Source organism: Limnoraphis robusta CS-951, assembly GCF_000972705.2.
Map to the genome: position 1 here is coordinate 21,244 of NZ_LATL02000177.1, position 22,723 is coordinate 43,966.

The 22,723-nt window shown below is 42.5% G+C and carries 21 protein-coding genes; 12 read left to right on the top strand and 9 right to left on the bottom strand.

Translation table 11 applies throughout. From position 1 onward, the window contains the following. Positions 1 to 34 precede the first annotated feature (34 nt). Together WN50_RS15040 and WN50_RS15045 are read right to left on the bottom strand one after the other, a co-directional pair. Complete coding sequence (locus WN50_RS15040) at positions 35 to 1,159, bottom strand: YbfB/YjiJ family MFS transporter (RefSeq protein ID WP_046276791.1); 1,125 nt, start codon at positions 1,157 to 1,159, stop codon at positions 35 to 37. Positions 1,160 to 1,198: 39 nt separating this feature from the next. Further along, positions 1,199 to 2,110: a diiron oxygenase gene (locus WN50_RS15045; RefSeq protein WP_046276815.1), complete on the bottom strand. Its 912-nt coding sequence runs from the start codon at positions 2,108 to 2,110 to the stop codon at positions 1,199 to 1,201. A gap of 700 nt (positions 2,111 to 2,810) precedes the next feature. On the opposite strand from WN50_RS15045, the gene WN50_RS15050 reads away from it, so the two are divergent. The 3 genes from WN50_RS15050 (at position 2,811) to WN50_RS15060 (ending at position 6,829) form a co-directional block, all read left to right on the top strand. Then, complete coding sequence (locus WN50_RS15050) at positions 2,811 to 4,640, top strand: aspartate kinase (protein WP_046276792.1); 1,830 nt, start codon at positions 2,811 to 2,813, stop codon at positions 4,638 to 4,640. Positions 4,641 to 4,908: 268 nt separating this feature from the next. Next, the gene (locus tag WN50_RS15055; RefSeq protein ID WP_046276793.1) at positions 4,909 to 6,009 is read left to right on the top strand and encodes a permease; all 1,101 of its coding nucleotides are present in this window, start codon (positions 4,909 to 4,911) and stop codon (positions 6,007 to 6,009) included. Positions 6,010 to 6,019: 10 nt separating this feature from the next. After that, positions 6,020 to 6,829: a TIGR03943 family putative permease subunit gene (locus WN50_RS15060; RefSeq protein WP_046276794.1), complete on the top strand. Its 810-nt coding sequence runs from the start codon at positions 6,020 to 6,022 to the stop codon at positions 6,827 to 6,829. A 146-nt stretch (positions 6,830 to 6,975) separates the two neighbouring features. Here WN50_RS15060 and WN50_RS15065 read toward each other — a convergent pair whose 3' ends face one another. Further along, on the bottom strand, positions 6,976 to 7,224 hold the full coding sequence (locus WN50_RS15065) for a hypothetical protein (RefSeq protein ID WP_046276795.1): 249 nt from the start codon (positions 7,222 to 7,224) through the stop codon (positions 6,976 to 6,978). A gap of 876 nt (positions 7,225 to 8,100) precedes the next feature. Then, entirely contained in the window at positions 8,101 to 8,331 is a 231-nt protein-coding gene (locus WN50_RS15070; protein WP_046276796.1) for a hypothetical protein, read from the bottom strand. 319 nt (positions 8,332 to 8,650) lie between these two features. Between WN50_RS15070 and WN50_RS15075 the strand changes: the two genes are divergently transcribed. Both WN50_RS15075 and WN50_RS15080 read left to right on the top strand, forming a co-directional pair. Then, positions 8,651 to 9,196 (top strand): CAP domain-containing protein, encoded by a 546-nt coding sequence (locus WN50_RS15075; protein WP_053221526.1) that lies wholly within the window; start codon positions 8,651 to 8,653, stop codon positions 9,194 to 9,196. A gap of 30 nt (positions 9,197 to 9,226) precedes the next feature. Further along, positions 9,227 to 9,853 carry a ribonuclease H-like domain-containing protein gene (locus WN50_RS15080; protein WP_046276797.1) on the top strand — a complete coding sequence of 209 codons (627 nt, stop codon included), beginning with the start codon at positions 9,227 to 9,229 and terminating at the stop codon, positions 9,851 to 9,853. A gap of 33 nt (positions 9,854 to 9,886) precedes the next feature. Here the strand turns inward: WN50_RS15080 and WN50_RS15085 are convergent, their stop codons facing one another. Both WN50_RS15085 and WN50_RS30980 read right to left on the bottom strand, forming a co-directional pair. After that, the gene (locus WN50_RS15085) at positions 9,887 to 11,071 is read right to left on the bottom strand and encodes an MFS transporter (RefSeq protein WP_046276798.1); all 1,185 of its coding nucleotides are present in this window, start codon (positions 11,069 to 11,071) and stop codon (positions 9,887 to 9,889) included. Between the two features lie 353 nt (positions 11,072 to 11,424). After that, the gene (locus WN50_RS30980; RefSeq protein ID WP_053221527.1) at positions 11,425 to 11,889 is read right to left on the bottom strand and encodes a hypothetical protein; all 465 of its coding nucleotides are present in this window, start codon (positions 11,887 to 11,889) and stop codon (positions 11,425 to 11,427) included. A 334-nt stretch (positions 11,890 to 12,223) separates the two neighbouring features. Between WN50_RS30980 and WN50_RS15095 the strand changes: the two genes are divergently transcribed. From WN50_RS15095 to WN50_RS15110, 4 genes are all read left to right on the top strand, one after another. After that, positions 12,224 to 12,820, top strand: coding sequence for a globin family protein (locus WN50_RS15095; protein ID WP_046276799.1), 597 nt, complete (start codon positions 12,224 to 12,226; stop codon positions 12,818 to 12,820). A 44-nt stretch (positions 12,821 to 12,864) separates the two neighbouring features. Beyond that, positions 12,865 to 14,073 (top strand): RNA-guided endonuclease InsQ/TnpB family protein, encoded by a 1,209-nt coding sequence (locus tag WN50_RS15100; protein WP_046276800.1) that lies wholly within the window; start codon positions 12,865 to 12,867, stop codon positions 14,071 to 14,073. Between the two features lie 93 nt (positions 14,074 to 14,166). Next, positions 14,167 to 15,924, top strand: a complete 1,758-nt coding sequence (gene argS, locus WN50_RS15105; RefSeq protein WP_046276801.1) for an arginine--tRNA ligase — start codon at positions 14,167 to 14,169, stop codon at positions 15,922 to 15,924. 101 nt (positions 15,925 to 16,025) lie between these two features. Continuing rightward, positions 16,026 to 16,427: a hypothetical protein gene (locus WN50_RS15110; RefSeq protein ID WP_046276802.1), complete on the top strand. Its 402-nt coding sequence runs from the start codon at positions 16,026 to 16,028 to the stop codon at positions 16,425 to 16,427. Between the two features lie 66 nt (positions 16,428 to 16,493). Here WN50_RS15110 and WN50_RS15115 read toward each other — a convergent pair whose 3' ends face one another. The 3 genes from WN50_RS15115 to WN50_RS15125 form a co-directional block, all read right to left on the bottom strand. Beyond that, positions 16,494 to 16,898, bottom strand: coding sequence for a hypothetical protein (locus WN50_RS15115; RefSeq protein ID WP_046276803.1), 405 nt, complete (start codon positions 16,896 to 16,898; stop codon positions 16,494 to 16,496). A 169-nt stretch (positions 16,899 to 17,067) separates the two neighbouring features. Beyond that, on the bottom strand, positions 17,068 to 17,937 hold the full coding sequence (locus tag WN50_RS15120) for a zinc metalloprotease HtpX (RefSeq protein ID WP_046276804.1): 870 nt from the start codon (positions 17,935 to 17,937) through the stop codon (positions 17,068 to 17,070). 174 nt (positions 17,938 to 18,111) lie between these two features. Continuing rightward, positions 18,112 to 18,816 (bottom strand): leucine-rich repeat domain-containing protein, encoded by a 705-nt coding sequence (locus WN50_RS15125; protein WP_046276805.1) that lies wholly within the window; start codon positions 18,814 to 18,816, stop codon positions 18,112 to 18,114. Between the two features lie 112 nt (positions 18,817 to 18,928). Between WN50_RS15125 and WN50_RS15130 the strand changes: the two genes are divergently transcribed. The 3 genes from WN50_RS15130 (at position 18,929) to WN50_RS15140 (ending at position 22,636) form a co-directional block, all read left to right on the top strand. After that, entirely contained in the window at positions 18,929 to 20,374 is a 1,446-nt protein-coding gene (locus WN50_RS15130; RefSeq protein ID WP_072075586.1) for a peroxidase family protein, read from the top strand. Between the two features lie 77 nt (positions 20,375 to 20,451). Then, positions 20,452 to 20,805: a catalase family protein gene (locus WN50_RS15135; protein ID WP_046276806.1), complete on the top strand. Its 354-nt coding sequence runs from the start codon at positions 20,452 to 20,454 to the stop codon at positions 20,803 to 20,805. 358 nt (positions 20,806 to 21,163) lie between these two features. Beyond that, positions 21,164 to 22,636 (top strand): alpha-amylase, encoded by a 1,473-nt coding sequence (locus tag WN50_RS15140; protein WP_046276807.1) that lies wholly within the window; start codon positions 21,164 to 21,166, stop codon positions 22,634 to 22,636. Positions 22,637 to 22,723 lie beyond the last annotated feature (87 nt).

Sequence of the window (22,723 nt, forward strand, 5' to 3'; positions counted from 1 at the left end):
AGTAATAAAGGCAGATATTGAGCGAAAAAAACAGTTAAGAAGATTGATGCTGCAAAGATTTGAAACTGAGGAAACAAGCTGGCATCAACAGCAATGTTCCGGCAACAAACAAGGGTTGATAACTGTGCAAAAGTTGGAAGCAAAAAGCCATTGTCAGGGCGCCGATCGCTTGCGAACAGGCGAAAATTGAGGTAGAAATTGACCAAGCCCAGGAAAACAATTGAGTACCGAGTATTCGACGCAATTCTGCTGCGGTTAACAAGACGATCGCGGGAACACAAGCGCCTGTGAGGGTTGATCCCAGAGCGAGTAATTCAATGTGTTCAGTCGAAGCCAGTATCAACAACGCCAGGGTTTTCGAGAGGTAAGCCAGATGTAAGGCGGTTGCCGATCCGAGTCGTTTGGATAATTCTGTTGCCAGATAGGGGCCAAAGATCGCGCCCACTCCGAACAATTGCCACAACTCGTTTCCGACTTCTAAACCCAGTTCATTGCTGACATAATCACTCAAATAAACCGTTGCGGGAATGTAAGCGATCGCATCCAAGCCGTAAGCGAAAATCAGCAATTTCGGAAGGGAAACTCTAAAATCGGTGGGGGAATTTAAGGACGGCTCAGGTGATTCTGCCCAATATAAGCTTGAAGTAAACAGTCCAAAACAGAGTAAAATCATCGGAATCAACATGAATATTAGCTCTGAACGAAACTCAATCAAACTAGCAGAAATACAAGCCCCCAAACCAATCCCGCTAAACGTCCAAAATTGAGTTTGATGACGGTCTTCTGGAGTCCCCAAACTGAGGGCTAAAATTGGGCCGCTTACCATTAAACAGGCACCGAAAAAACCAAGAACACTGCGGGTTAAAAGCCAGATTCCCACCGTTGGGGATAAAGCTTCTAAAACCAGGCAAAGGCTACTCAAAAACAAACTGATTTGTAATAATCGACTCGCTTTAAGTTTTCGGAGTAGCCAGGGTGCGGTCGTGGCGCCGGCAGCATAAGCAATTAATAAGAATGCTGCGATTTTACTGGGTGCGTTGGTCGGCCATAATCCTTGATGAACCGCTACAGCAGCCAACGGTGTAAACGCCATTCGCGCAATACCAACCCCCACAAACGTTGCACCCCCACCGATAATTCTGGCTTGGAAAAGTTTCATGCGGCTTGCCTTTTGTACTTCCGAACTTTGAGATAAGATTTAGTTGAGAACTGCTGCGGGTTCAGCTAAGACGTCGGGGGTAGAAAATAAGCCTATTTTGGTGAAAAACTTAGCAGTTCCCGAGATTAATTGAGAGTTATATTGATGACGGGTCGGATGAGCGAGCAATTCTTTCCGCATCTTTCCAGGCTGTTCAAGACCTGCATCGATATACATTTCACGTCGATACAGTTTTTGAACGGAAAGCTGCATAAAGGTTTTAACCGCAGTTTCAATTTCCAAAAGTCTTTGTTGTGGATAGGTGTCTTTTAACTGCTGATAAAACAAGTCAACATAGAGGCGACCATAGGTAATGTGACGACCTTCATCGAGATGGTGCAACTCATTCATTTTTTGAACAAATTGAGGTAATGTTGTATCTTTACCCATGCGGCGATTATAAAAATCAACAATTTCCTCAAAGATCAAAATCCGAGTAAATAGCATGAAGTTGGCAATATCAGCTTCGGGTAAATGAGCAACGGCTAAGGCTCGATCTGGATAAATTTTGCCCCCATATTGCAGACAAAATTTAGAGAAATACCACATATGTTCATTTTCTTCTGAAATTAAATGATGCAGATATTCAGAAAGAAGTTCAAAACCTGGGGTGTGTAGTCTGCTAGTCATTTCGACTAAGAGTTCACGAATTCCTGTTACATTCAAACTGCAAAAGTTGACAAATTCCCACTGACTCAGTTCAATTTTCTGTTCTTCAGAAAGTTCATGTTCAAAGCGAGTGCCATGAATGGACATCAGATCGAATGACATCCAAAACTTGCCTTCTTCCAGGCTTTCTGGCCAAATTAGTTCTTTAAATGGATCGTAAGGATCGGCATTCGTGGCTTTAACTAATTGAGCCAGAACTTTTTCAAATTTAGATGTATCTTGAGTTAATGCTAAGGTACTCACGAGTCTGTTTTCCTTTGTATGATGACTACAAAAAAGCTCAATTGACATCTTGGCATTTAGAACTAGCCGCTTTATGTTGGGCTTGAATACTTAAAAAATGCTTTGATGTTCGCTTACTTTTACTTATGTCTGACCCCAAATCGGTTATGCAATTTTTGAGATTTATTTCAAATTTATTTTTTACATTAAACCTGATTGTAAAAATCCCAAAAAATCCATGTTAATTTCCCCTGGAATGACCAGAGGTGCGATCGCTAAAATTGTGAGAATGTTGAAAACCGATCAAGCAACACAACTTAAGAAGTATTCATAAAAAGGGCAAAACTGAGTAAGTTTGACTTTAACTAACTTGTCAGTACATATGTCTGGCTTATCAGAGGTTATGCAATTTGTTATATTTTGTCTAATTTTGTATGTTGCTCCCCGTACATCAACGCCAAACCGGGTTTTTCAGTCTATCCTGATGGCAGTCGCTCACTTCAATTAAACTTGAAACTTCTACTTTGAGCTTCTTGTCGCTTCAGGATTGGTGTCATGCAACGTTCTGTATGATATCCTGTCCTCTAAAATATGGAGAGGCATCCATAGAGTCAAATCCGTTTTTGAAGGGATTCGGCTCGGAACTTAAGGGCATCTACAGATGTCCAATGTCCCAGACTCACTTGCGATCGCATTCCATTCCCAATATTCTCAAGTTGCTATGCTGATAGTCCAAAAATACGGTGGTACCTCTGTCGGATCTGTTGAACGCATCCAAGCGGTTGCTCAACGAGTCGTGAAAACAGCCCGCGAACATTCGGTGGTTGTCGTTGTTTCAGCGATGGGAAAAACAACGGATCAACTCGTCAAGCTGGCGACGGAAATTTCTACAACACCCAACCGCCGAGAAATGGATATGTTACTCTCAACGGGAGAACAAGTCAGCATCGCACTGATGAGTATGGCGATCCAAGAACTCGGACAACCCGCCATTTCTATGACCGGCGCCCAAGTGGGAATTGTGACCGAAGCTGAACATACTCGCGCCCGAATTCTGCACATTCAAACCGATAGAATTGAACGTCACCTCAAAAAAGGTAAAGTTGTCGTTGTCGCAGGCTTCCAGGGGATTACAGACCGGGAAGAATTAGAAATCACAACGCTAGGGCGGGGCGGTTCAGATACTTCGGCGGTGGCGTTGGCGGCAGCCCTACAAGCCGATCAATGTGAAATTTATACCGATGTTCCCGGCATTTTAACCACTGATCCGCGTTTGGTTCCTGAAGCCCAGTTAATGACGGAAATTACCTGTGACGAGATGTTGGAATTAGCCAGTTTGGGGGCGAAAGTGTTGCATCCTCGGGCGGTGGAAATAGCCCGAAACTATGGGATGCCGTTGGTGGTGCGATCGAGTTGGAGTGATGAACCGGGAACTCGCGTTACCTCTGCGACTCGTCAACCTCGACCCCTAGAAGGCTTAGAATTAACGCATCCGGTTGATGCGGTAGAATTTGACACCAACCAAGCGGCGGTTTCTCTGTTGCGGGTGCCGGATCGTCCGGGTATTGCGGCGAAACTGTTTGGGGGAATTGCCCTACAACAGTTAAATGTGGATTTGATTATTCAGTCGATTCACGAAGCCAATATTAACGATATCACCTTTACCGTTGGCAAGGATTCCTACAATCAAGCGATCGCCGTTGCAGAGGCTTTATTACCAACGTTGGGCTACAACGAAGATGCGAATTTAGGACAACCCGAAGTCAAAGGCGATCAAACCCCTATTGCCAAAGTCAGTATTGTCGGGGCGGGAATGATTGGCCGTCCGAATGTGGCATCGGGGATGTTTACCACCTTAGCCGAAGCAGGAATTAATATTCAGATGATTTCCACTTCGGAAGTCAAGGTGAGTTGTGTGATCGCCGCCGTTGACTGCGATCGCGCCGTTGAAGCCTTGTGTCAACAGTTTGAAGTGAATTTAGGCACCCCAGAAATGCCGTTATCCACTCCAACCTCTACGACTCCTTTACCGCCTGTGCGGGGAGTTGCCCTCGATCGCCATCAAGCCCGTTTAGCCATTCGTCACATCCCCGATCGTCCGGGAATGGCCGCGAAAGTGTTCGCCCTGTTGGCTGAACATAATATTAGCGTCGATATGATTATTCAGTCCCAACGCTGTCATCAAGTCAATGGCATTTTAACTCGTGATATTGCTTTTACACTCTCACAAGCCGATGCAGATGACGCCCAAAGGGTGTTAGAAGAAGCAACTAGCGAGTTAGGCTGTGGGGAAATTGTCGTCAATAAAGCGATCGCCAAAGTAAGCGCAGTCGGGGCGGGAATGGTGGATCATCCCGGAGTTGCGGCGCGAATGTTTGAGGCTTTGGCAAAAGAAAACATTAATATTTCCATGATTGCCACCTCAGAAATTAAAATTAGTTGCGTCGTGGATGAAGAACAGAGTATACAAGCCTTACAAGCAGTTCATCGGGCGTTTGGGTTATCCGGCGATCATCGCGTTATTGTCGGTGAACCCGTTACAGTGCGCTAAATTTTATGGGCTATTGAGGGGCAATCATCCGGTTGAGTGCTTGAGTTGTTTGAAAACTCAATAGCCGTCTAAATGGTATCATCGGATAGAATAAAAGTTTCGAGCGAAAATTGTGATCGCAATTTCATCTTAATCTGACCCGCCCTCTATCCTTGGAATGCCTATTTTTGCAAAGATCGTCAACATCCTACTGGGTTAGGCACAGAGGTTTTTAACACCATTGAAGCCAACTCCCAACCGGATGCGCCCTGTTCAAACTTGATGAGGCATGGAATCAACCTTTATTAATCAGCTTAATAGCGGGTTTACGCTTTTCCTCAGCTTACTCGTTGAGGCATTGCCGTTTCTGCTATTAGGAGTCTTATTTTCAAGTGTTCTCAATCAGTTAGTCGATGAACGCAAACTTCTGTCATTGGTTCCTACTCATCCACTTTTAGCCGCATTATTCGGCAGTTTGGTGGGATTTTTGTTTCCGGTGTGTGAATGCGGTAACGTTCCGGTTGCCCGTCGGTTTCTCATTCAGGGAATACCCGCTTCCGCCGCCATTGGATTTTTATTTGCCGCCCCCACGATCAATCCTATTGTTATCTGGTCTACTTGGATCGCTTTTCGTGACCAACCGGAAATTGTTTTTCTGCGTGTTCTATTATCGTTGATGATTGCCACCTTACTCGGTTGGGTGTTTAGTTTCCAGAAAGACCTACGCCCCATCCTCCAACCGACTCTCGCCCGTCTGTTACCGTCCCCGCCCCCCAACAAAAAAACGACTGAGGCGAGTGAAAGTTCACCCTTGCTGCAACCGGGGACTTATTTGTTAGGGTCAGCCGAACAACCGGTTAGGCTAGAGTCTATCCCGTTTTGGCAAGCCGGACAAGGCATGGGGACAACAGACAAAAAGACTTCAAAACTCGATAAACGCCCAACCATTCACTTCCGATCTCTGTTTTTTCGCCCCTCAAAAGAACGTTTGGGCTTGATGGTCGAAAATATGGTACAAGAATTGCGGGAGTTAGGCGGTATTTTGGTGATTGGCAGTGCGATCGCTGCTATTATTCAGGTGGCGATGCCCCGTGAAATTATTCTCAGTTTAGGACATGGGCCGGTTTCCTCGATTGTCGCGATGTTACTGTTGGGGGGAGTGGTTTCGATTTGTTCAACTGTTGATGCGTTTTTTGCCCTTTCTTTTGCTGCAACCTTTACCAGTGGATCACTGTTAGCATTTTTGGTATTCGGGCCGATGATTGACATTAAAACCGTTGGCTTGATGTTATCTGTATTTAAGGGACGAGCTGTGGTTTACTTAATTGTATTAGCGGCTCAACTGACTTTTTTATTGACTTTGATTGTAAATTTAAACTTCAGTTGGTAGTCGTTTACCTATGATTGATCGTCGCTTCACTGCTGTCCGTCGTCGCCTAACTCCCCTATGGCAAAAGGTTCAACCCTGGCTTGATCCGATCGCGATTTTGGCTTGGGGAATTTTATTATTGAAATATTGGATAACAGGTAAACTCAATATTCTCATTCATCCCAATTATTTCATATTGACGATTATCGGCGGAATTGGTTTACTGGGAATTGGCACTGTGAAATTTTACCAAGTCCTACAAACCGATAGTCTTGAGTCGGAAATCCCCAAAAAATCCCAAACTCTTCAACATATTAGCCTGTTTCCTCCCGGCTGGAGTAGCCTGATTTTCCTCGCTGCGGCTATTTTGGGTTTATGGATCACCCCAAAAACTTTCGGCAGTCATACGGCTTTACAACGGGGGCTAACGGAATCTTTACCTGTGACTCGCACTCAACCTCAAGAATTTCGGACGGCAGCCAAACCCGAGGAGCGATCGTTGATAGAATGGGTACGGATGTTGAATGTTAACCCAGAACCAGACTCCTACACCGATCAAAAAGCTAAAGTAACGGGTTTTATTATTTATCCGCCTTCCCTTCCTCCAGAGTATTTATGGCTGTCTCGGTTTGTGATTACTTGTTGTGCGGCTGATGCTTATCCTGTCGGTTTACCTGTGTTACTTCCAGCTAATACTCTCCGCCAAGATTATCCTCAAGATAGTTGGTTAGAGGTCGTTGGTCAAATGATAACGCAAACTATTGACGGGGAACGAAGATTAACGATAAAAGCCACAAAATTAACCCCTATTCCTGAACCGAGAAATCCTTATGAATATTAACCCGAATCAATCATTATTGGGAAACTCACCACAAAGACACAAAGACACAAAGATTCGCGCTTTGAGTTTTATGGTGTTTTAGTGGTTTTCTTCTGTCTGTTTCAGGAGTAACAAAGGTTTTGTAATCTTCGCTCGTCATGCTAGAGTTATCGTTGATCTGGGTGATTACCAGAAGGAAGATCTGTAGGATAAGGACTATCTTGACTCGGAACATGAGATTCTACTGTACTCGGCGCTGTTCCTCCTGAACCACTGGGTTGTTCTCCCGCTCTCGCATTTTCAGTTTCTTCTGCGGTAACATTGGGATTAGCATTGATTTCTGCTGTTCTCGCCCCTGCATTTTGAGCAACTTCTTCGGGTAAATTTTCTGAATGTTTTGTCTTTGGATTAGCCATTACTGATTCCTCGTTATCTAGATTGACGCTTAATACTACGTCTTGAGTTTCTATCTCCTAACTTAGCGATTATTTTCTCAATTTTCTTCTATCTAAAGGTGTATTTAGGAAGATTTAATTCAACCTTTGCTAAAGAAATATCATTTTACCAGGGAATTAATTCCCTGTCTGATAGCGAAAGTCGGTTAAAACCGACTCAATTTAATTGTTAGTCCTTTTCAAAGGTTTGTTTATTAGACGGGGAATTCATTTCCCGACAGACTTCAAATTCCACTCTGAGATTTTCTAACTCAGTTTGAAGCTGTTCCCGAGTGTTGGTTAACTCAAAAATTGCTCTTTCGTAATATTATAGAGGTGTTTTGTTGTCCTGGTAATTCATTAGATTTATCCTTTATTCAAATCCTACCAGGGAATTAATTCCCTGTCTGATAGTGAAAGTCGGTTTTAACCGACTCAAGTTTAATTGTTAGTCCTTTTCAAAGGACTTTGTTTATTAGACGGGGAATTCATTCCCCGAAAGACTTCAAATTCCACTAGAGGGGTTTTGTTGTCGTTGGAATTCATTAGATTTATCCTTTATTCAAATCCTACCAGGGAATTAATTCCCTGTCTGATAGCGAAAGTCGGTTAAAACCGACTCAAGTTTAATTGTTAGTCCTTTTCAAAGGACTTTGTTTATTAGACGGGGAATTCATTCCCCGAAAAACTTCAAATTCCACTAGATGGGTTTTGTTGTCGTTGGAATTCATTAGATTTATCTTTTATTCAAATCCTACCAGGGAATTAATTCCCTGTCTGATAGTGAAAGTCGGTTAAAACCGACTCAAGTTTAATTGTTAGTCCTTTTCAAAGGACTTTGTTTATTAGACGGGGAATTCATTCTTTTTCCGTAGCTTGATCTATTATTTTGTTAATATCTTGAACCGTCTTATTTTCTAGACTTTCCATCCGGTTCATTACTTTGTCCGTTCGTTTGGCGACGATGTAATCAAGGTCATTCGCCAGTTTATTTAACTTTTTTGCTGAACGATCAACAAAATCTCGTTCTACTTTTTTCGCCGAACGTTCTATCTTTTTAACGAAGCCACCAAAAATCCATCCAAGCATGAATAGAACTCCTAGAGTGAAAATTTATAAAATCTGATCAATGAACTTATAACTCAAATATACTCGTTTGATTCTCATCAAGCATCCGTAGATTTACGGAAATTTAATAAAACAAATAAAATCAACCTCAAAAACATCACACCGGACAATAAATTGCCGTAATTTTCCTCAGTCATCACGAGAAGATCGTTTGATCAACCCTACACCTCTTCCTGTTTTCTAAAAAATGAGTTAAATTAGAATAAATGCTTGCGGTGTACCTACCAACCATCCCCCATCGCCATAAGTAGCGTACAAAATCTATTTGAATCATCAAGAAATGCCCAAACAGCGATCGCATATCCTACCCTTTCTTCTACCCGGATTCATAGCAGTTGTGTTATTTTTAAAGGAACGGGGTTTTCAAACTCCTATCGATCCTTCATTCTCTATTCCTGAAATGTCATCTTTTCCGATCGCCAAACCTGTTGATAATCTCGATGAGTTAAAACAGTCTGTTCATCAACAAGTCAATGAATATCGCGCCTCAAAAAACTTACCTCCCCTACAACTTGATCCGCGTATTAGCGAGGAAGCTGTGAAGCATAGCGAGGCGATGGCGAGTGGAGAAGTCAAATTTAGCCATGATGGATCAAAACAACGATTTCAGGCGGTGGGTCAAAAAATTCCATATCGGATGATTGCTGAAAATTTAGCGTATAATTCGGGATATGCTGATCCGGGTCGAAAAGCCGTCGAAGGCTGGATCGCCAGTGATGGTCATCGTCGCAATATGGAAGGAAACTTTAATTTAACGGGGATCGGGATTGCCAGAAATGCGAAGGGAGAGTATTATTTTACTCAGATTTTTGTTCGCAGTCGGTGATCAGATTCGGAGTTAAATTTCTCTTTTCTTATGAATAATTTTCAGGTTTGCGATCGCGATCTTTCTGAGGAAATTCTAGCCAGTTACTTAACGGCTGATCGGTTAGCTATCGATACCGAAACGATGGGTTTACTACCCTGGCGTGATCGCTTGTGTTTGGTGCAGATTTGTGATGCTAAGGGTCAAGTAACGGCGGTGAGGATTGAAAAAGATCAAACCGAAGCCCCCCATTTAAAAACCCTATTAGAAGCCAGTAACGTGCTGAAAATTTTTCATTTTGCGCGGTTTGACATGGCCACATTGTTGTATTATTTAGATATCGATGTTAATCCCGTTTTCTGTACCAAAATTGCCAGTAAATTAGCCAGAACCTACACCGGAAAACATGGGCTAAAGGATTTAGTCCAAGAACTCGAACAAGTCGAACTCGATAAAACTTCTCAAAGTTCAGACTGGGGAAATGTCGGCAATCTTTCCAAAGATCAATTGAACTATGCAGCCAACGATGTACGCTATTTATTGAGTGTACAACAAAAACTGATGGCGATGTTAGAGCGAGAAGAACGCTTAGATTTAGCCCAAAACTGTTTTGACTGTTTACCGACTTTGGTGACTTTAGATTTACTGCATTTTAAAGATATCTTTGAGCATCATTAACACCGGAGATGCCTAAATAGACAAGCCGAGAACTTATTGAGGGTTGGGTGTATTCATCTGGCGATGAACGCCTAACAAAAGCGGTAATGCTAGCAGTTGAATGATCACAGAAAAAATCACCAAAACCAGGAGAGAGCGATCGTACAAAATCCCCATCAACACACTCCCTAAAAACCAGGCTAAACCATAACCTGTTGCAAAAACTCCAAACGCAGAACCTCGCTGATCCGCAGAAACAATTCGGGTAATTCCAGCTTTCATAATCGATTCTTGCGCCCCCATACCAATTCCCCAAAGGATTATACCAACAATAGCCACTTGAGGCGTTCCTAAAAAAACCAACGGTGCAAATACTGAAGCCAAAAAAGCCGCGATCGCTAAACTCAATAGTCCAATTCGATCAAAGAGTCGTCCAAATAAAATAGCGGCGATCGCATCAACGCCCATTGCTAAAGCATACAGCAACGGAATTGAATGAGTATCACTCAGATTCACCAGTTGAAAATGATAGGCAATCAAGGGAAAATCAGCATATCCGGCGGCGATTAACACCACTGATCCCAAATACAACCAAAAGGCTTTGGGAAATTTTTCAGCTTTGAGAATTGCTCGATTTGCGAGTTCAAATTCACGGGGATTTGGATAAACTTTTTGTAGAGTGAGTAGTACAATTAACCCAATCACCGCCGGAATCATTAACGTTGTATAACCCGCAGAATAATCATTTTGCAGAGACAAAACCACCGCCACCATTAATGGCCCAGATACCGCCCCAATTTGATCCAACGCTTCATGGACACCAAAGCCAAACCCTGTCCCCACTTGCGTCACCGCATGAGATAACAACACATCTCGCGGAGGAGTGCGAATAGCTTTTCCGGTTCGTTCCGCCATCATCAGTCCCGCCGCTACAGGTAAATTTCCGGCTAAAGCTAATAGGGGAACAACCAGGGTATTAATAATATATCCAATCGTTGTAATCCGCCAATATTGACGAGTGCGATCGCTTAAAAAACCAATAAATAAACGTAACCCGTAGGCAATTAATTCACCGAACCCCGCAACCAGCCCGACAACCGTACCCGTCGCGCCGAGAGATCCTAAAAATTGCCCATTGATACTTCGCGCCCCTTCATAGGTTGCATCCGCACACAGACTGACAATTCCTAGCAAAATGACAAATTTAAACGCAGCGCTTTTTGATGGGGTTGACTTCATGCTGAATCTAAACTGAGAGTTAACCCCTTGCTTTTATCATAAGTTCCTCACGCTCACCCGTTTGATTAGATACAGTTGAGGGGAATCGATTAACGCTGCAATTGATCAAGAGATTCCGTTGCTTTTTTCTCTCTCCGTGAATATACGGATGACCCGACTCTACTCTTAATAATTTGTAATGTTTTTTTGAGGATTCTAGTTAAGATTTGAGTATAAATTCTTAGCAATCGCCTGGACTATCCAAACAGAATCTCGCAGAAAAACACCCGGTTGAAGATCTTTCATTTGACTGGTTGAGTATACCCCTATTTAACGTCTTGCTTTCAGTATCTAGCCCCACAAACCTTATATGCTTATAGCTTAGAACGAAGGGGAAGAGCAATCATATTTTTTACAGGAACATAATTGGCTTGAACAGTCATCACCCGTTGAACCAACCGAGTTAAACCATACCCTGCTAATCCAATCGTTGCACCTGCGGCGACAATTGGACCCATGCTTATACCGACGGCTGTTTCAGCCAAAGCCAAGCTCATTCCACTTAAAATGGCAGAAATTCCGGCTCCCGTAAATGCACCTCCAGCTACAGAAATTAGGGCGCAACAGTCCTTTTCTTGAATCGCTTTTTTCGCGCCATAAGCCGCCACACAAACCACTGCTCCTGCAACCGTTACAGGCGCACTTACTGATGCACTTCCAAATCCCCCCAGAACTCCCACTCCAATCGCTGCTAAGTTAGAGTGAGTTATTTGTTCTGATGTATCAGACGTTACTTTATCTAAAGTTTTAACGTTTTCTTTTGTATTGGGGAAAGTCATTGTTTTCTGCCTTTTGTAAGTTATTTTGCTGAATTCAAAGCTATCATAGCGTTCCGATTATGATATTAGTATTTTTACGGAATAAAGTGTTAATTTTCTTAAACTTTCCGGAATCTGAGTTTCACAGGTTAAGGTTTTGGATTGACGGCAATACCGGGGCAGAATCACTGTATTCATACCTAAGTGAAGCCATTGTTAGGATCAGAATAATTTTATTTTGGTAAAAAATATTAATTTACCGTACAGTTTGAGCCGTATTTTTCCCAAAACCAGGCTGGACGTGTTAACAATAAAATGAACCATAATCCCCTAAAAACTCTAAACCTTCAAACCCATGCTCACCGAACGAGCCAAACAACTCATCCCCAAAGCCCGTATTGTCAGCTTGGCTAACTGGGAACAAATCTATCCCTCGGCGACGATCGCCCGGTTTCAAGCCGCAGACGACGAGGGACGTTATCCCAGCGATAGCGATCTTGAAGCGTTAGTCGCTACCTTCCAAGACTTCCCTGAACCCGAAAAAGCTGCCGCCCTCGCTCGAGTTGGTGTTGTGCGTTTACTGCGAGATCAGGCCGATACTATTGTTACAGAAGCGCGTGAAACGGTTTTGTCTGAATATCCAGGTATTACCGATCCAGGGGGTGATCTTTATCCGAGCGATCGCGCTAACGCTTGCTGGCGAGATTTTTGGCATTTTTTGCGCTGTATTACCTATGGGATAGCTGGAGGCCGCGAATATACCAGCGAAGAAGGGCTACATTATATGGAATTGTTGTATGAAGAATTAAATGTCCCTTTACAAGCGATGGTTTCTGGGCTAGAAGGCTTGAAAGCCGCAAGTTTGAAGCGTTTCCCGGAGACTCACCCAGAAGATCTCGCCCCTTATTTTGACCATCTGATTACTCAAATGCGCCGTTTTCTTCCCTGCTAGGCCGCTTTGGGTAATCTTCCTTTATGTCGAGACAAGTAACATAAATGCTGGTATTTGAGGCAAAACTTGAGGGACTGAACGAGCAGTATCTAAAGCTGGATGAAGCGATTAGAACTGCTCGTTTTGTTCGCAATGCTTGCCTTCGGTACTGGATGGATAACATTGGTGTTGGACGTTACGACCTTAACAAATTCTGTGCCGTTCTCGCCTCCAACACGGACTTTCCTTGGGTATCTAAACTTAACTCGATGGCTCGTCAAGCGAGTGCTGAAAGAGCGTGGAGTGCAATTGCCAGGTTCTTCGATAATTGTAAAAAAGGTAAGCCAGGGAAGAAAGGTTATCCTCGCTTCAAGAAAGAACAAACTCACGGGAGTGTTGAGTACAAAACCTGTGGATGGAAGCTTTCTACTGACCGAAGATACATCACTTTTACCGATGGCTTTAAAGCAGGAACTTTCAAGCTTTGGGGAACCCGTGACTTGCATTTCTACCAGCTTAAACAGTTCAAGAGGGTGCGGGTCGTTCGTCGTGCTGATGGGTACTATGCCCAATTTTGTATCGATCAGGAGCGAGTTGAAAGGCGAGAACCAACGGGTAAAACTATCGGTATTGATGTGGGGTTGAACCACTTCTACACCGACAGTAATGGGGAAACAGTTGCAAACCCTAGACACTTGCGTAAAAGTGAAAAGGCTTTGAAACGGCTGCAACGCCGATTTTCTAAAACGAAAAAAGGCTCTAAAAACAGAGCCAAGTTGAGAAATAAACTTGCGCGTAAGCACCTCAAAGTAAGTCGCCCACGTAAAGACTTTGCTGTTAAGACGGCAAGGTGCGTGGTGAGGTCTAACGACCTCGTGGCCTATGAGGATTTGCAGGTGCGAAATATGGTCAAGAATCATCGCTTGGCTAAATCGATCAGTGATGCTTCCTGGTCATTGTTTCGGGAGTGGGTTGAGTATTTTGGTAAAGTGTTTGGTGTGGTAACTGTTGCAGTTCCACCTCACTACACTTCGCAGAACTGTTCTAATTGTGGTGAGACTGTCAAAAAATCTCTTAGTACAAGAACTCATGTTTGTCCCCATTGTGGACACACCCAGGATCGAGACTGGAATGCAGCACGGAACATATTAGAAAAAGGTCTAAGTACGGCGGGTCACGTCGGAATCAACGCCTCTGGAGAGACTGACCTCTGCTTGAGTGGAGAAATCCCTTCAAGCAAGTCAACTCGTGGAAAGAGGAAGCCCAAAGAGTGATCTTTGGAATCCCCCGCTACACCCTAGCGGGTGTAGCGGGGGAGGATGTCAATATAAAGCTTGTAATCCCCTATCAAAACTGGATCACGTCCAATGCCTTCTACCGTCGAACAACTTAAAGCCAAATTTGACAACGCCATTATCGCCGCGTTTGGTGAGGAGATGGCGGGAATTGACCCGATGTTGGTTCCGGCGAGTAATCCGAAATTTGGGGATTATCAATGTAATGTGGCGATGTCGCTGACGAAGGTATTAAAAAATAATCCTAAAGCGATCGCCGCTCAAATTATCGAAAAACTGGATATCAGCGAGATTTGTCAACCGCCAGAAATTGCAGGGCCAGGGTTTATCAATCTCCGCCTGAAACCCGAATATTTAGAAGCAAAACTGAATACCATTTTAACAGATGAACGATTAGGGATTCCCAGCGTTGACCATCCCCAAAAAGTGATTGTTGATTTTTCTAGCCCGAATATTGCTAAAGAAATGCACGTTGGACATTTACGTTCAACGATTATTGGAGATTCGATCGCGAGGATTTTAGAATTTTTAGGACATGATGTTTTGCGTCTCAATCATGTGGGAGATTGGGGGACGCAATTTGGAATGTTAATTACTTATTTACGAGAAGTTTATCCCGAAGCGTTAACCACAGCCGATGCCTTAGATATCGGGGATTTAGTCGCATTTTACCGTCAGGCTAAAGTTCGCTTTGATGAAGACGAAGGCTTCAAAGAAGCCGCCCGTCAAGAAGTGGTCAAATTACAAGCAGGCGCTGAAGATAGCCGTCGGGCTTGGCAACTGTTGTGTGAACAATCTCGGCGCGAATTTCAAGTGATTTATGATTTGTTGGATATTAAATTAGAAGAACGAGGAGAATCGTTTTATAATCCCTTATTGTCGGAAGTTGTAGCTGATTTAGAGAAAACAGGCTTATTAGAAGAAAATCAAGGCGCGAAATGTGTCTTTTTAGATGGGTTTCAAAATAAAGAAGGGGAAGCGTTACCGTTAATTGTACAGAAGTCTGATGGCGGATATAATTATGCCACAACTGATTTAGCGGCACTACGATATAGAATTAATCAAGATGAAGCTAAACGAATGATTTATGTGACCGATGCAGGTCAAGCGAATCATTTTACACAAGTTTGGCAGGTGGCGAGAAAAGCAGGTTGGATACCCGATAATGTTGAGGTGGTTCATGTTCCGTTTGGGTTAGTTTTAGGGGAAGATGGGAAGAAATTAAAAACTCGTTCCGGGGAAACGGTTAGACTGCGAGAGTTATTAGATGAAGCGATTAACCGCACCGAAAAAGATTTAGAAACGCGGATAAAAGAAGAAGAAAGAACCGAGTCCCAAGCGTTTATAGATAACGTGGCAAAAGTTGTAGGAATGAGTGCGGTTAAATACGCAGATCTCAGCCAAAATCGCACCAGTAACTATGTCTTTAGTTTTGATAAAATGCTGTCATTGCAAGGAAATACTGCGCCCTATTTACTCTATGCTTATGTGAGAATTCAAGGAATTCGTCGCAAAGGAGAAATCGACTTTAAACAAGTGGGAACCGAGGCGAAAATGCAGCTTCAAGAAGAGGCTGAATTTACCCTAGCCAAGCATTTATTACAACTCAATGAAGTGATTGAAGCCGTAGCGACAGACTTACTCCCAAACCGTTTGTGTCAATACTTATTTGAACTTAGTCAAAAATTTAATCAATTTTATGACCAGTGTCCCGTGTTGAAAGCAGAAGACGCTCAACGAATCTCTCGTTTAGGGCTATGCGATCTGACCGCACGCACGTTAAAATTAGGATTATCCCTCTTAGGCATATCTGTCCTAGAGCGGATGTAAGCTGAGATCAATTCAGCTAAAATTAAACTCGGGTAACGAGTGCAATTTTAACAAAAAAAGTGTAGAGATTTGTAGATAAAACAATACAGAGGAGCTATTTTATGTCTGAAGTTCAACCCGAAAGCACAAAAAAGATTGAAACAGTCCCACAGACCCCGGTTACAACACCGCTAGTACCCCCACAGAATTCTTCTACGACTGGAGTTAAAGGATTTCTCAACGGTTGGAAGTTGAAAGTTGGGTTAGCCGTTGCAGGTTTATTAATAGTAGTGGCGGGGCTTTTTTGGTTCTATTATCCCTATAAGATTGCGATGATTGGTTTGGAGAGATGGTCTAGAGAATCGGGCGCTCAATCCATTGATTGTATGATGCGTGATACTGACAATAATCAGTATATTAGTTGTAGCGCCAAGATGGAGCAGAAAGTTTTTCCGCTTGAATGTGGTTCGAGTCTTTTTAATATCGGATGTCGAGTCTCTAAAGCGGAACTTCTCCGAGAGTAAGTTAATCTTTTGTATAAGAAACCCGGTTTTTTGGAGAAGCCGGGTTTTTCTATCTCAGAATTTGACTTATTTAGATTCTGAGTTATTAGAAGCCGTTAAGACATCCCAAAACGCTTGAGTCGCCTTTGTTAAACGTTCCCCTAAATCGGCTAAATCTTTGACAATTCCTTGCAAGTTGCTTTCAGCTTCCGTCTCAAACTGTTTGAAAGAAGTCTCAATTTGCTCTTTATCAATCAATCGAATTTGCTCAATTCTCTCTCGGACACTTCGCACCGCTTCGGTATAAGCATCACGATTGATTTCGGCTGCGGTTTGCAGTTCTATTTTGACCAAATTCTGAATCGCTTGCAATAACGCTTCAGTTTCTTTCTGAGGTTCACTTGTAGAAGAATTTTCGGAGGTTGAAGTCATTTCTGTTGAAGATGTTTCTACCAGTGCAGACTCTTTCGGTACATTGTGTTCTTCAGTCATTCTTTATTCTCCTGAGTTTGATCAATCTCTCTTTCAGTTTTTTCTAAGTTAATTCGGGAAAAGTCTAGCTTTTTCCCTGTGTATTGTATCGATAAACGATAGAAGGTATCGTTTTGGAATAATAAGAGCTGCCATCAATAATCGAGCTAGTTGTCAATTTAACGCTAAACTAATCGGATGGCAAACTCGACATTTCTTGTTCAATCTTCAATAACGCTTGTACCCGAGCTTCTGTAGAAGGATGAGTTGAGAACAAACTTGCCATTCTTTGACCGGAAAATCCATTCATAATCAAAAGCGGTTCAAACGAAGGGTTGGCTCTGAGGGGAACCTGTCGCGCCATACTATCTAAGCGTTGTAACGCCCGAGCCAATGCTTTGGGATTTTTCGTTAATTTCGCCGCGCCCGCATCAGCCGAATATTCTCGGGTTCGAGAAATTGCCATTTGAATGACAGTCGCTGATATCGGCGCCAACATTACCGTTAATAGAATACCAATCGGATTTCCACCCTGTTGATTATTGCGCGAACTTCCTCCAAACCATAACGCATAAGTTGCAAATTGAGCGATCGCCGAAATTGCACCGCCTATCGTCGCCGCTACCGCTTGGGTAAGGGTATCACGGTTTCTGATGTGGGTGAGTTCGTGAGCAATCACTCCTTCAAGTTCATCTTGGGGTAATATTTTCAGAATGCCTTCTGTAACGGCAACTGCGGCATTTTTGGGATCGCGCCCTGTGGCAAAGGCGTTCGGCGCCTGAGTCGGAACGATGTAGACTCCTGGCATGGGTAAATTAGCGCGATCGCACAGTCGCTTCACCATCTTATGCAGTTCGGGTGCTTGTTCGTAGCTAACAGGTTGGGCGCGATAAGCGGCTAAAGCAATTTTATCGGAATAAAACCAAGAACCCAGGTTCATGATCGCCGCTATACCTAAGCCCACCATTAAACCTGTTGTTCCGCCAATCACTTGAGAGCAAATTGTCACGAGTAATGCACTCAGTATTCCTAATAAAGCAACGGTTTTTAAGAGGTTCATGGGTTTCTCTCCTTTGGATCTCAAACCAGGAGTTAGCTAAGATTGCCTCTATTGTATCGGTAAATTATCCGTTCAAGTTAAGGCGGGAATGCCGATTTTTAATGACGGTTTAACCGACTCAAGGCCTTCGGAAATCAGCATTGATCAACCTGTAGTTAGACCGTTGGACAGGATTTAAAACTGACAAATATACTTAGGACTGACTGGACAGGTTGGCTCTTTAATTGGATTATTGCGAACAAATAAATAGGTTAACCGTTCTAAGGGTTGAAGCGAACTAATATCGGTGACTTGATTATTATTGAGATTCAGTTCATTGAGTTGTTTCAACGACTGTAAAGGGGTGACATCTTCGACTTGATTGAAACTGAGGTTCAGGAAATTCAAATTTTCCAGGGAGCGTAAGGGGCTAACATCTTTAACTTTGTTATAACTCAAGTTGATTTCCGTTAAATTTTTTAAAGATTGCAAGGGGGTTAAATCAGTGATTTGATTGTTAATTAACTTCAGTCGGGTAATGCTGGTTAAAGATTGTAAGGGACTCAGATCAGAGATTTGACTGGTACTCAAGTCGAGTTGAGAGTAGGTGATTAAATTTTCTGCGGCTCTGGCGCAGTTAAAGGTTCCGGCTCGTTGTAAAATAACACTCATGGTTCGTTGAGCCGAGGGAGGAAGTTGCTCTCGATTGATACACCAGTCCATGAAGCTATCATCTTTCTCAACTGATTCTGAAGGTGGGGTTTCTGATGGGATTGACTCGGGTTCAGTTGGCGACTCGGTTTGTGGGGATTCAGACTCAGCGATTCCTGTATGTGGATCAGTTAATACTGTTATCGCCAATAAGAATAGGATTAGGAATGGCTTCAACTGACGTTTCACGAGTAGTTTCTCTTTCTAGTTATCAGTCATTTATATCATTTATAGTATAGCATTTCTCCCTTCATTATAAGGATCTGAAAATTTTGACAATGCAACTCACTATCCTTTTAGCATGATAACGCTAGAGGAACATATTCCCGGAACGGATATTCCCAAGAAAACAGATACTTATACCTCCAGGGAGTCGCTCACTGATCGCACTTATGTCGGACGCCATTTACCCCCCGCTCCCAAATTTAACACAGAAGGAAATCTCCCACCCGTTGAAGATTTAGCCATTTTGTATCATAAAAAAAAGGATGCAAACGGCAACCCAATCACCCGTTATTCCAAAAAATCAACATTACTCTTTCCTTATTTTGTCCAGTGGTTTACGGATGGATTTCTTCGCATCGATCACAACAATAAATTTAAAAACACTTCAAACCATCATATTGATTTGTGTAACGTTTATGGGCTAAAACCCAAACAAACCCATTTATTGAGAACCCATCAAGGCGGTAAACTCAAAAGCCAAATCATCAACGGTGAAGAATATCCTCCATTTTATTATGAAGATGCTGAACAAGGCAAAGTCAAACCCGAATTTGAAGGACTTTACGAAACGTTAAATGATGAAAAAAGACTCCCACCCGAACGAAAAGCCAAACTATTTGCAATGGGAGTTGAACGGGCTAACGTTCACATTGGCTATGTGATGTTGAATGTAATTTGTCTACGGGAACACAATCGCCTTTGTGATATTTTAGCCCAAAATTATCCAGAATGGGATGATGAACGTCTCTTCCAAACTGCCCGAAATATTCTCGTTGTGATCATGCTCAAACTGGTTGCGGAAGACTACGTTAATCATATCACGCCCTATCATTTTAAGTTTGTGGTTGATCCCTTTGCATTTACCGATGAAAGATGGTATCGCGAGAATTGGGTGACACTAGAATTTGATTTGGTCTATCGCTGGCATAGTGCCATTCCCGAAACCATTTTATACGATGGTCAACCCGTTTCTTTGTATTCTTCTTTGTGGAATAATCAGATGATTATCGACAAGGGAATTGGGGCATTAATGGAAGAAACCTGTTCTCAACCAGCCACCCAAATTGGTTTACATAATACACCCGATTTTCTGGTAGATATGACCGAAATTCCCAGTATTAAACTGGGACGAAAAGCACAAATGGCAAGCTACAACGATTACCGGGAAATGTGTAAATTTCCTCGGGTTACAGACTTTGATCAAATTAGCAGCGATGAAGACGTTCAAAAAGAACTGGCACGGTTGTATGGTAACGTCGAAAATATAGAATTCTATGTCGGACTTTACGCCGAAGATCCGCGAGAAAATTCAGCATTAGGGCCGTTAGTCGGACGATTAATTGGGGTAGATGCCTTTTCTCAAGTCTTAACCAATCCCCTATTAGCCCCGCCAATTTTTAACAAAGATACCTTTTCTCCAGTAGGTTGGGAAATTATTCACGAAACCAAGCTGGTATCTGATGTCGTCAATCGTAATGTTCCCAAAAAAGATAAGCCTTACCGAGTCACATTTTACCGTTAAGAAACCCACTCAATCCGCAGAAAATCGATCATAAAAAAGGAAGTTTAACCCATGAAACGTTTGGTCGTTTGTTGTGATTGATTCAAGCTTTAGCTAAACCCGATGCCGAATATTGTTGGGATTTTGGAATCCAATTTAAAACCAAGCCGGAAATGTCTATTGATGATGTTACAGTCCTTTGGGATCAAGATGAATCTCCTTTCTTTACGGTCGGTCGCTTAACAGTTAAACATCAACAGATTAACCTTGATAAACAATGCGATTTTTGTGAAAATTTACGTTTTTCTCCTTGGAATGGTTTAGCCGTTCATCGTCCAGTTGGTGCATTAAATCGACTGCGGAGTGTTGTTTATTCTTTAGTCGGTGAATATCGTCATCAAAAACGACGACTCAACTATCAAGAACCTACAGGTGCAGAACGTTTTGATTAGGGTATTAGATCAGTTGAGGAATTATGAATTATCAATTATGAATGAGAAAAAGGATTAATTCTTGGAGGACTGTGATCTTTGTTATCCTATCCGTAAGTTACTTTCATAATTGATAATTCTACATTCATAATTTAGTTAAATTTATTCAAGAAAAATGATTGTCTAACTCACTTGAACGACCCCAAAAGTGGGAATCGTCAATTCAAGTCAAGCAAGTTATAGTGAAATTATTCGGTTTAGGCCGTAGAACTGTTGTAAGAGATAGCAGTTTTTGTGAAATAGTTAATGAAGTCAGGGTAAATTGCGGCTAATTTGTCCTCAATTTCTGACTCTCAAATCAAAACAAGGAGCAATTTTCATGTCTATCAACGGCGTAATCATGCAATATTTCCACTGGTACCTCCCTGGCGATGGTACTCTGTGGGAACAAGTCAAAAACAAAGCCCAAGAATTAGCCGATGCTGGAATTACCGCCCTCTGGCTTCCTCCTGCTTACAAAGGAAGTGGTGGAGGGAATGATGTCGGGTATGGTGTCTACGATATGTATGATTTGGGTGAATTTGATCAAAAAGGTTCAGTTCGTACAAAATACGGAACTTATCAACAATATATCGATGCCATTCAATCCCTGAAAAATTCCGGGATTCAAGTTTATGCCGATGTTGTTCTCAATCACCGAATGGGAGGTGAATCTACAGAAATTGCCAAAGCAACTCCCTTTCACCAAAATGATCGCGTTTATCCAATCGGAGGGTTACGAGACGTTAAAGCCTATACTCATTTTACCTTTCCCGGACGTCAAGGCCAATATTCAAATTTTGAATGGCATTGGTGGCATTTTGATGCGGTTGATTATGATGATTATAGCAAAGAACAAAACGTCGTTTATTTGTTTGAGGGAAAACAATTTGATGATTATGTTGCCCTAGAAAAAGGCAACTTTGCTTACTTAATGGGATGCGATCTCGATTTTCAAAAACCCGAAGTGCAACTAGAAGCAATCCGTTGGGGAAAATGGTATCTTGATACAACCGGGGCTGATGGGTTTCGCCTTGATGCAATTAAACATATTTCTTCTTGGTTTTTCCCTATTTGGATTGACGAATTAGAACGTCATGTCGGCAAAGATTTGTTTGTTGTTGGGGAATATTGGCAGAACAGTGTTTCGACATTACATTGGTATGTGAACGCAGTACAAGGCAAAATGTCAGTGTTTGATGTACCCCTGCATTACAACTTTTATTATGCCAGTAAATCGGGGGGACATTATGATATGCGACAAATCTTTGATGGCACGATGATGAAGGAACGTCCGACTCATGCGGTGACTTTTGTCGAAAACCATGATTCTCAGCCCTTGCAAGCGTTAGAATCCCCCGTTGAACCTTGGTTTAAACCGCTTGCTTATGCCATCATTCTACTGCGGCGAGAAGGATATCCTTGTATTTTTCATGCCGATTATTACGGGGCAGAATACGAAGATTATGGGCGTGATGGCAATCGTTATCCGATTTTCTTACCTTCTCAGCGTTGGATCATTGATAAACTTCTCTATGCCCGTCAACACTACGCTTATGGCAATCAATATGATTACATTGATCACTATAATACCATTGGTTGGACTCGTTTAGGTGATCAAGAACATCCCAAAGCAATGGCTGTGATTATGAGTGATAGTGTTCCCGGTTGGAAATGGATGGAAGTCGGTAAACGGAATACTAAGTTTATCGATCTGACTGAACACATTAAAGAACCCATTTACACTAACGAAGAAGGTTGGGCTGAATTTCGTTGTAAGGGAGGATCAGTTTCCGTTTGGATCGAAGAATAGTTGATACCATGTCCGGTTAATCGATTATGATTATGTAGGGGCGGGTTCTAAACCATCTCTAACACCTATTACTAAATTTAAAAAACC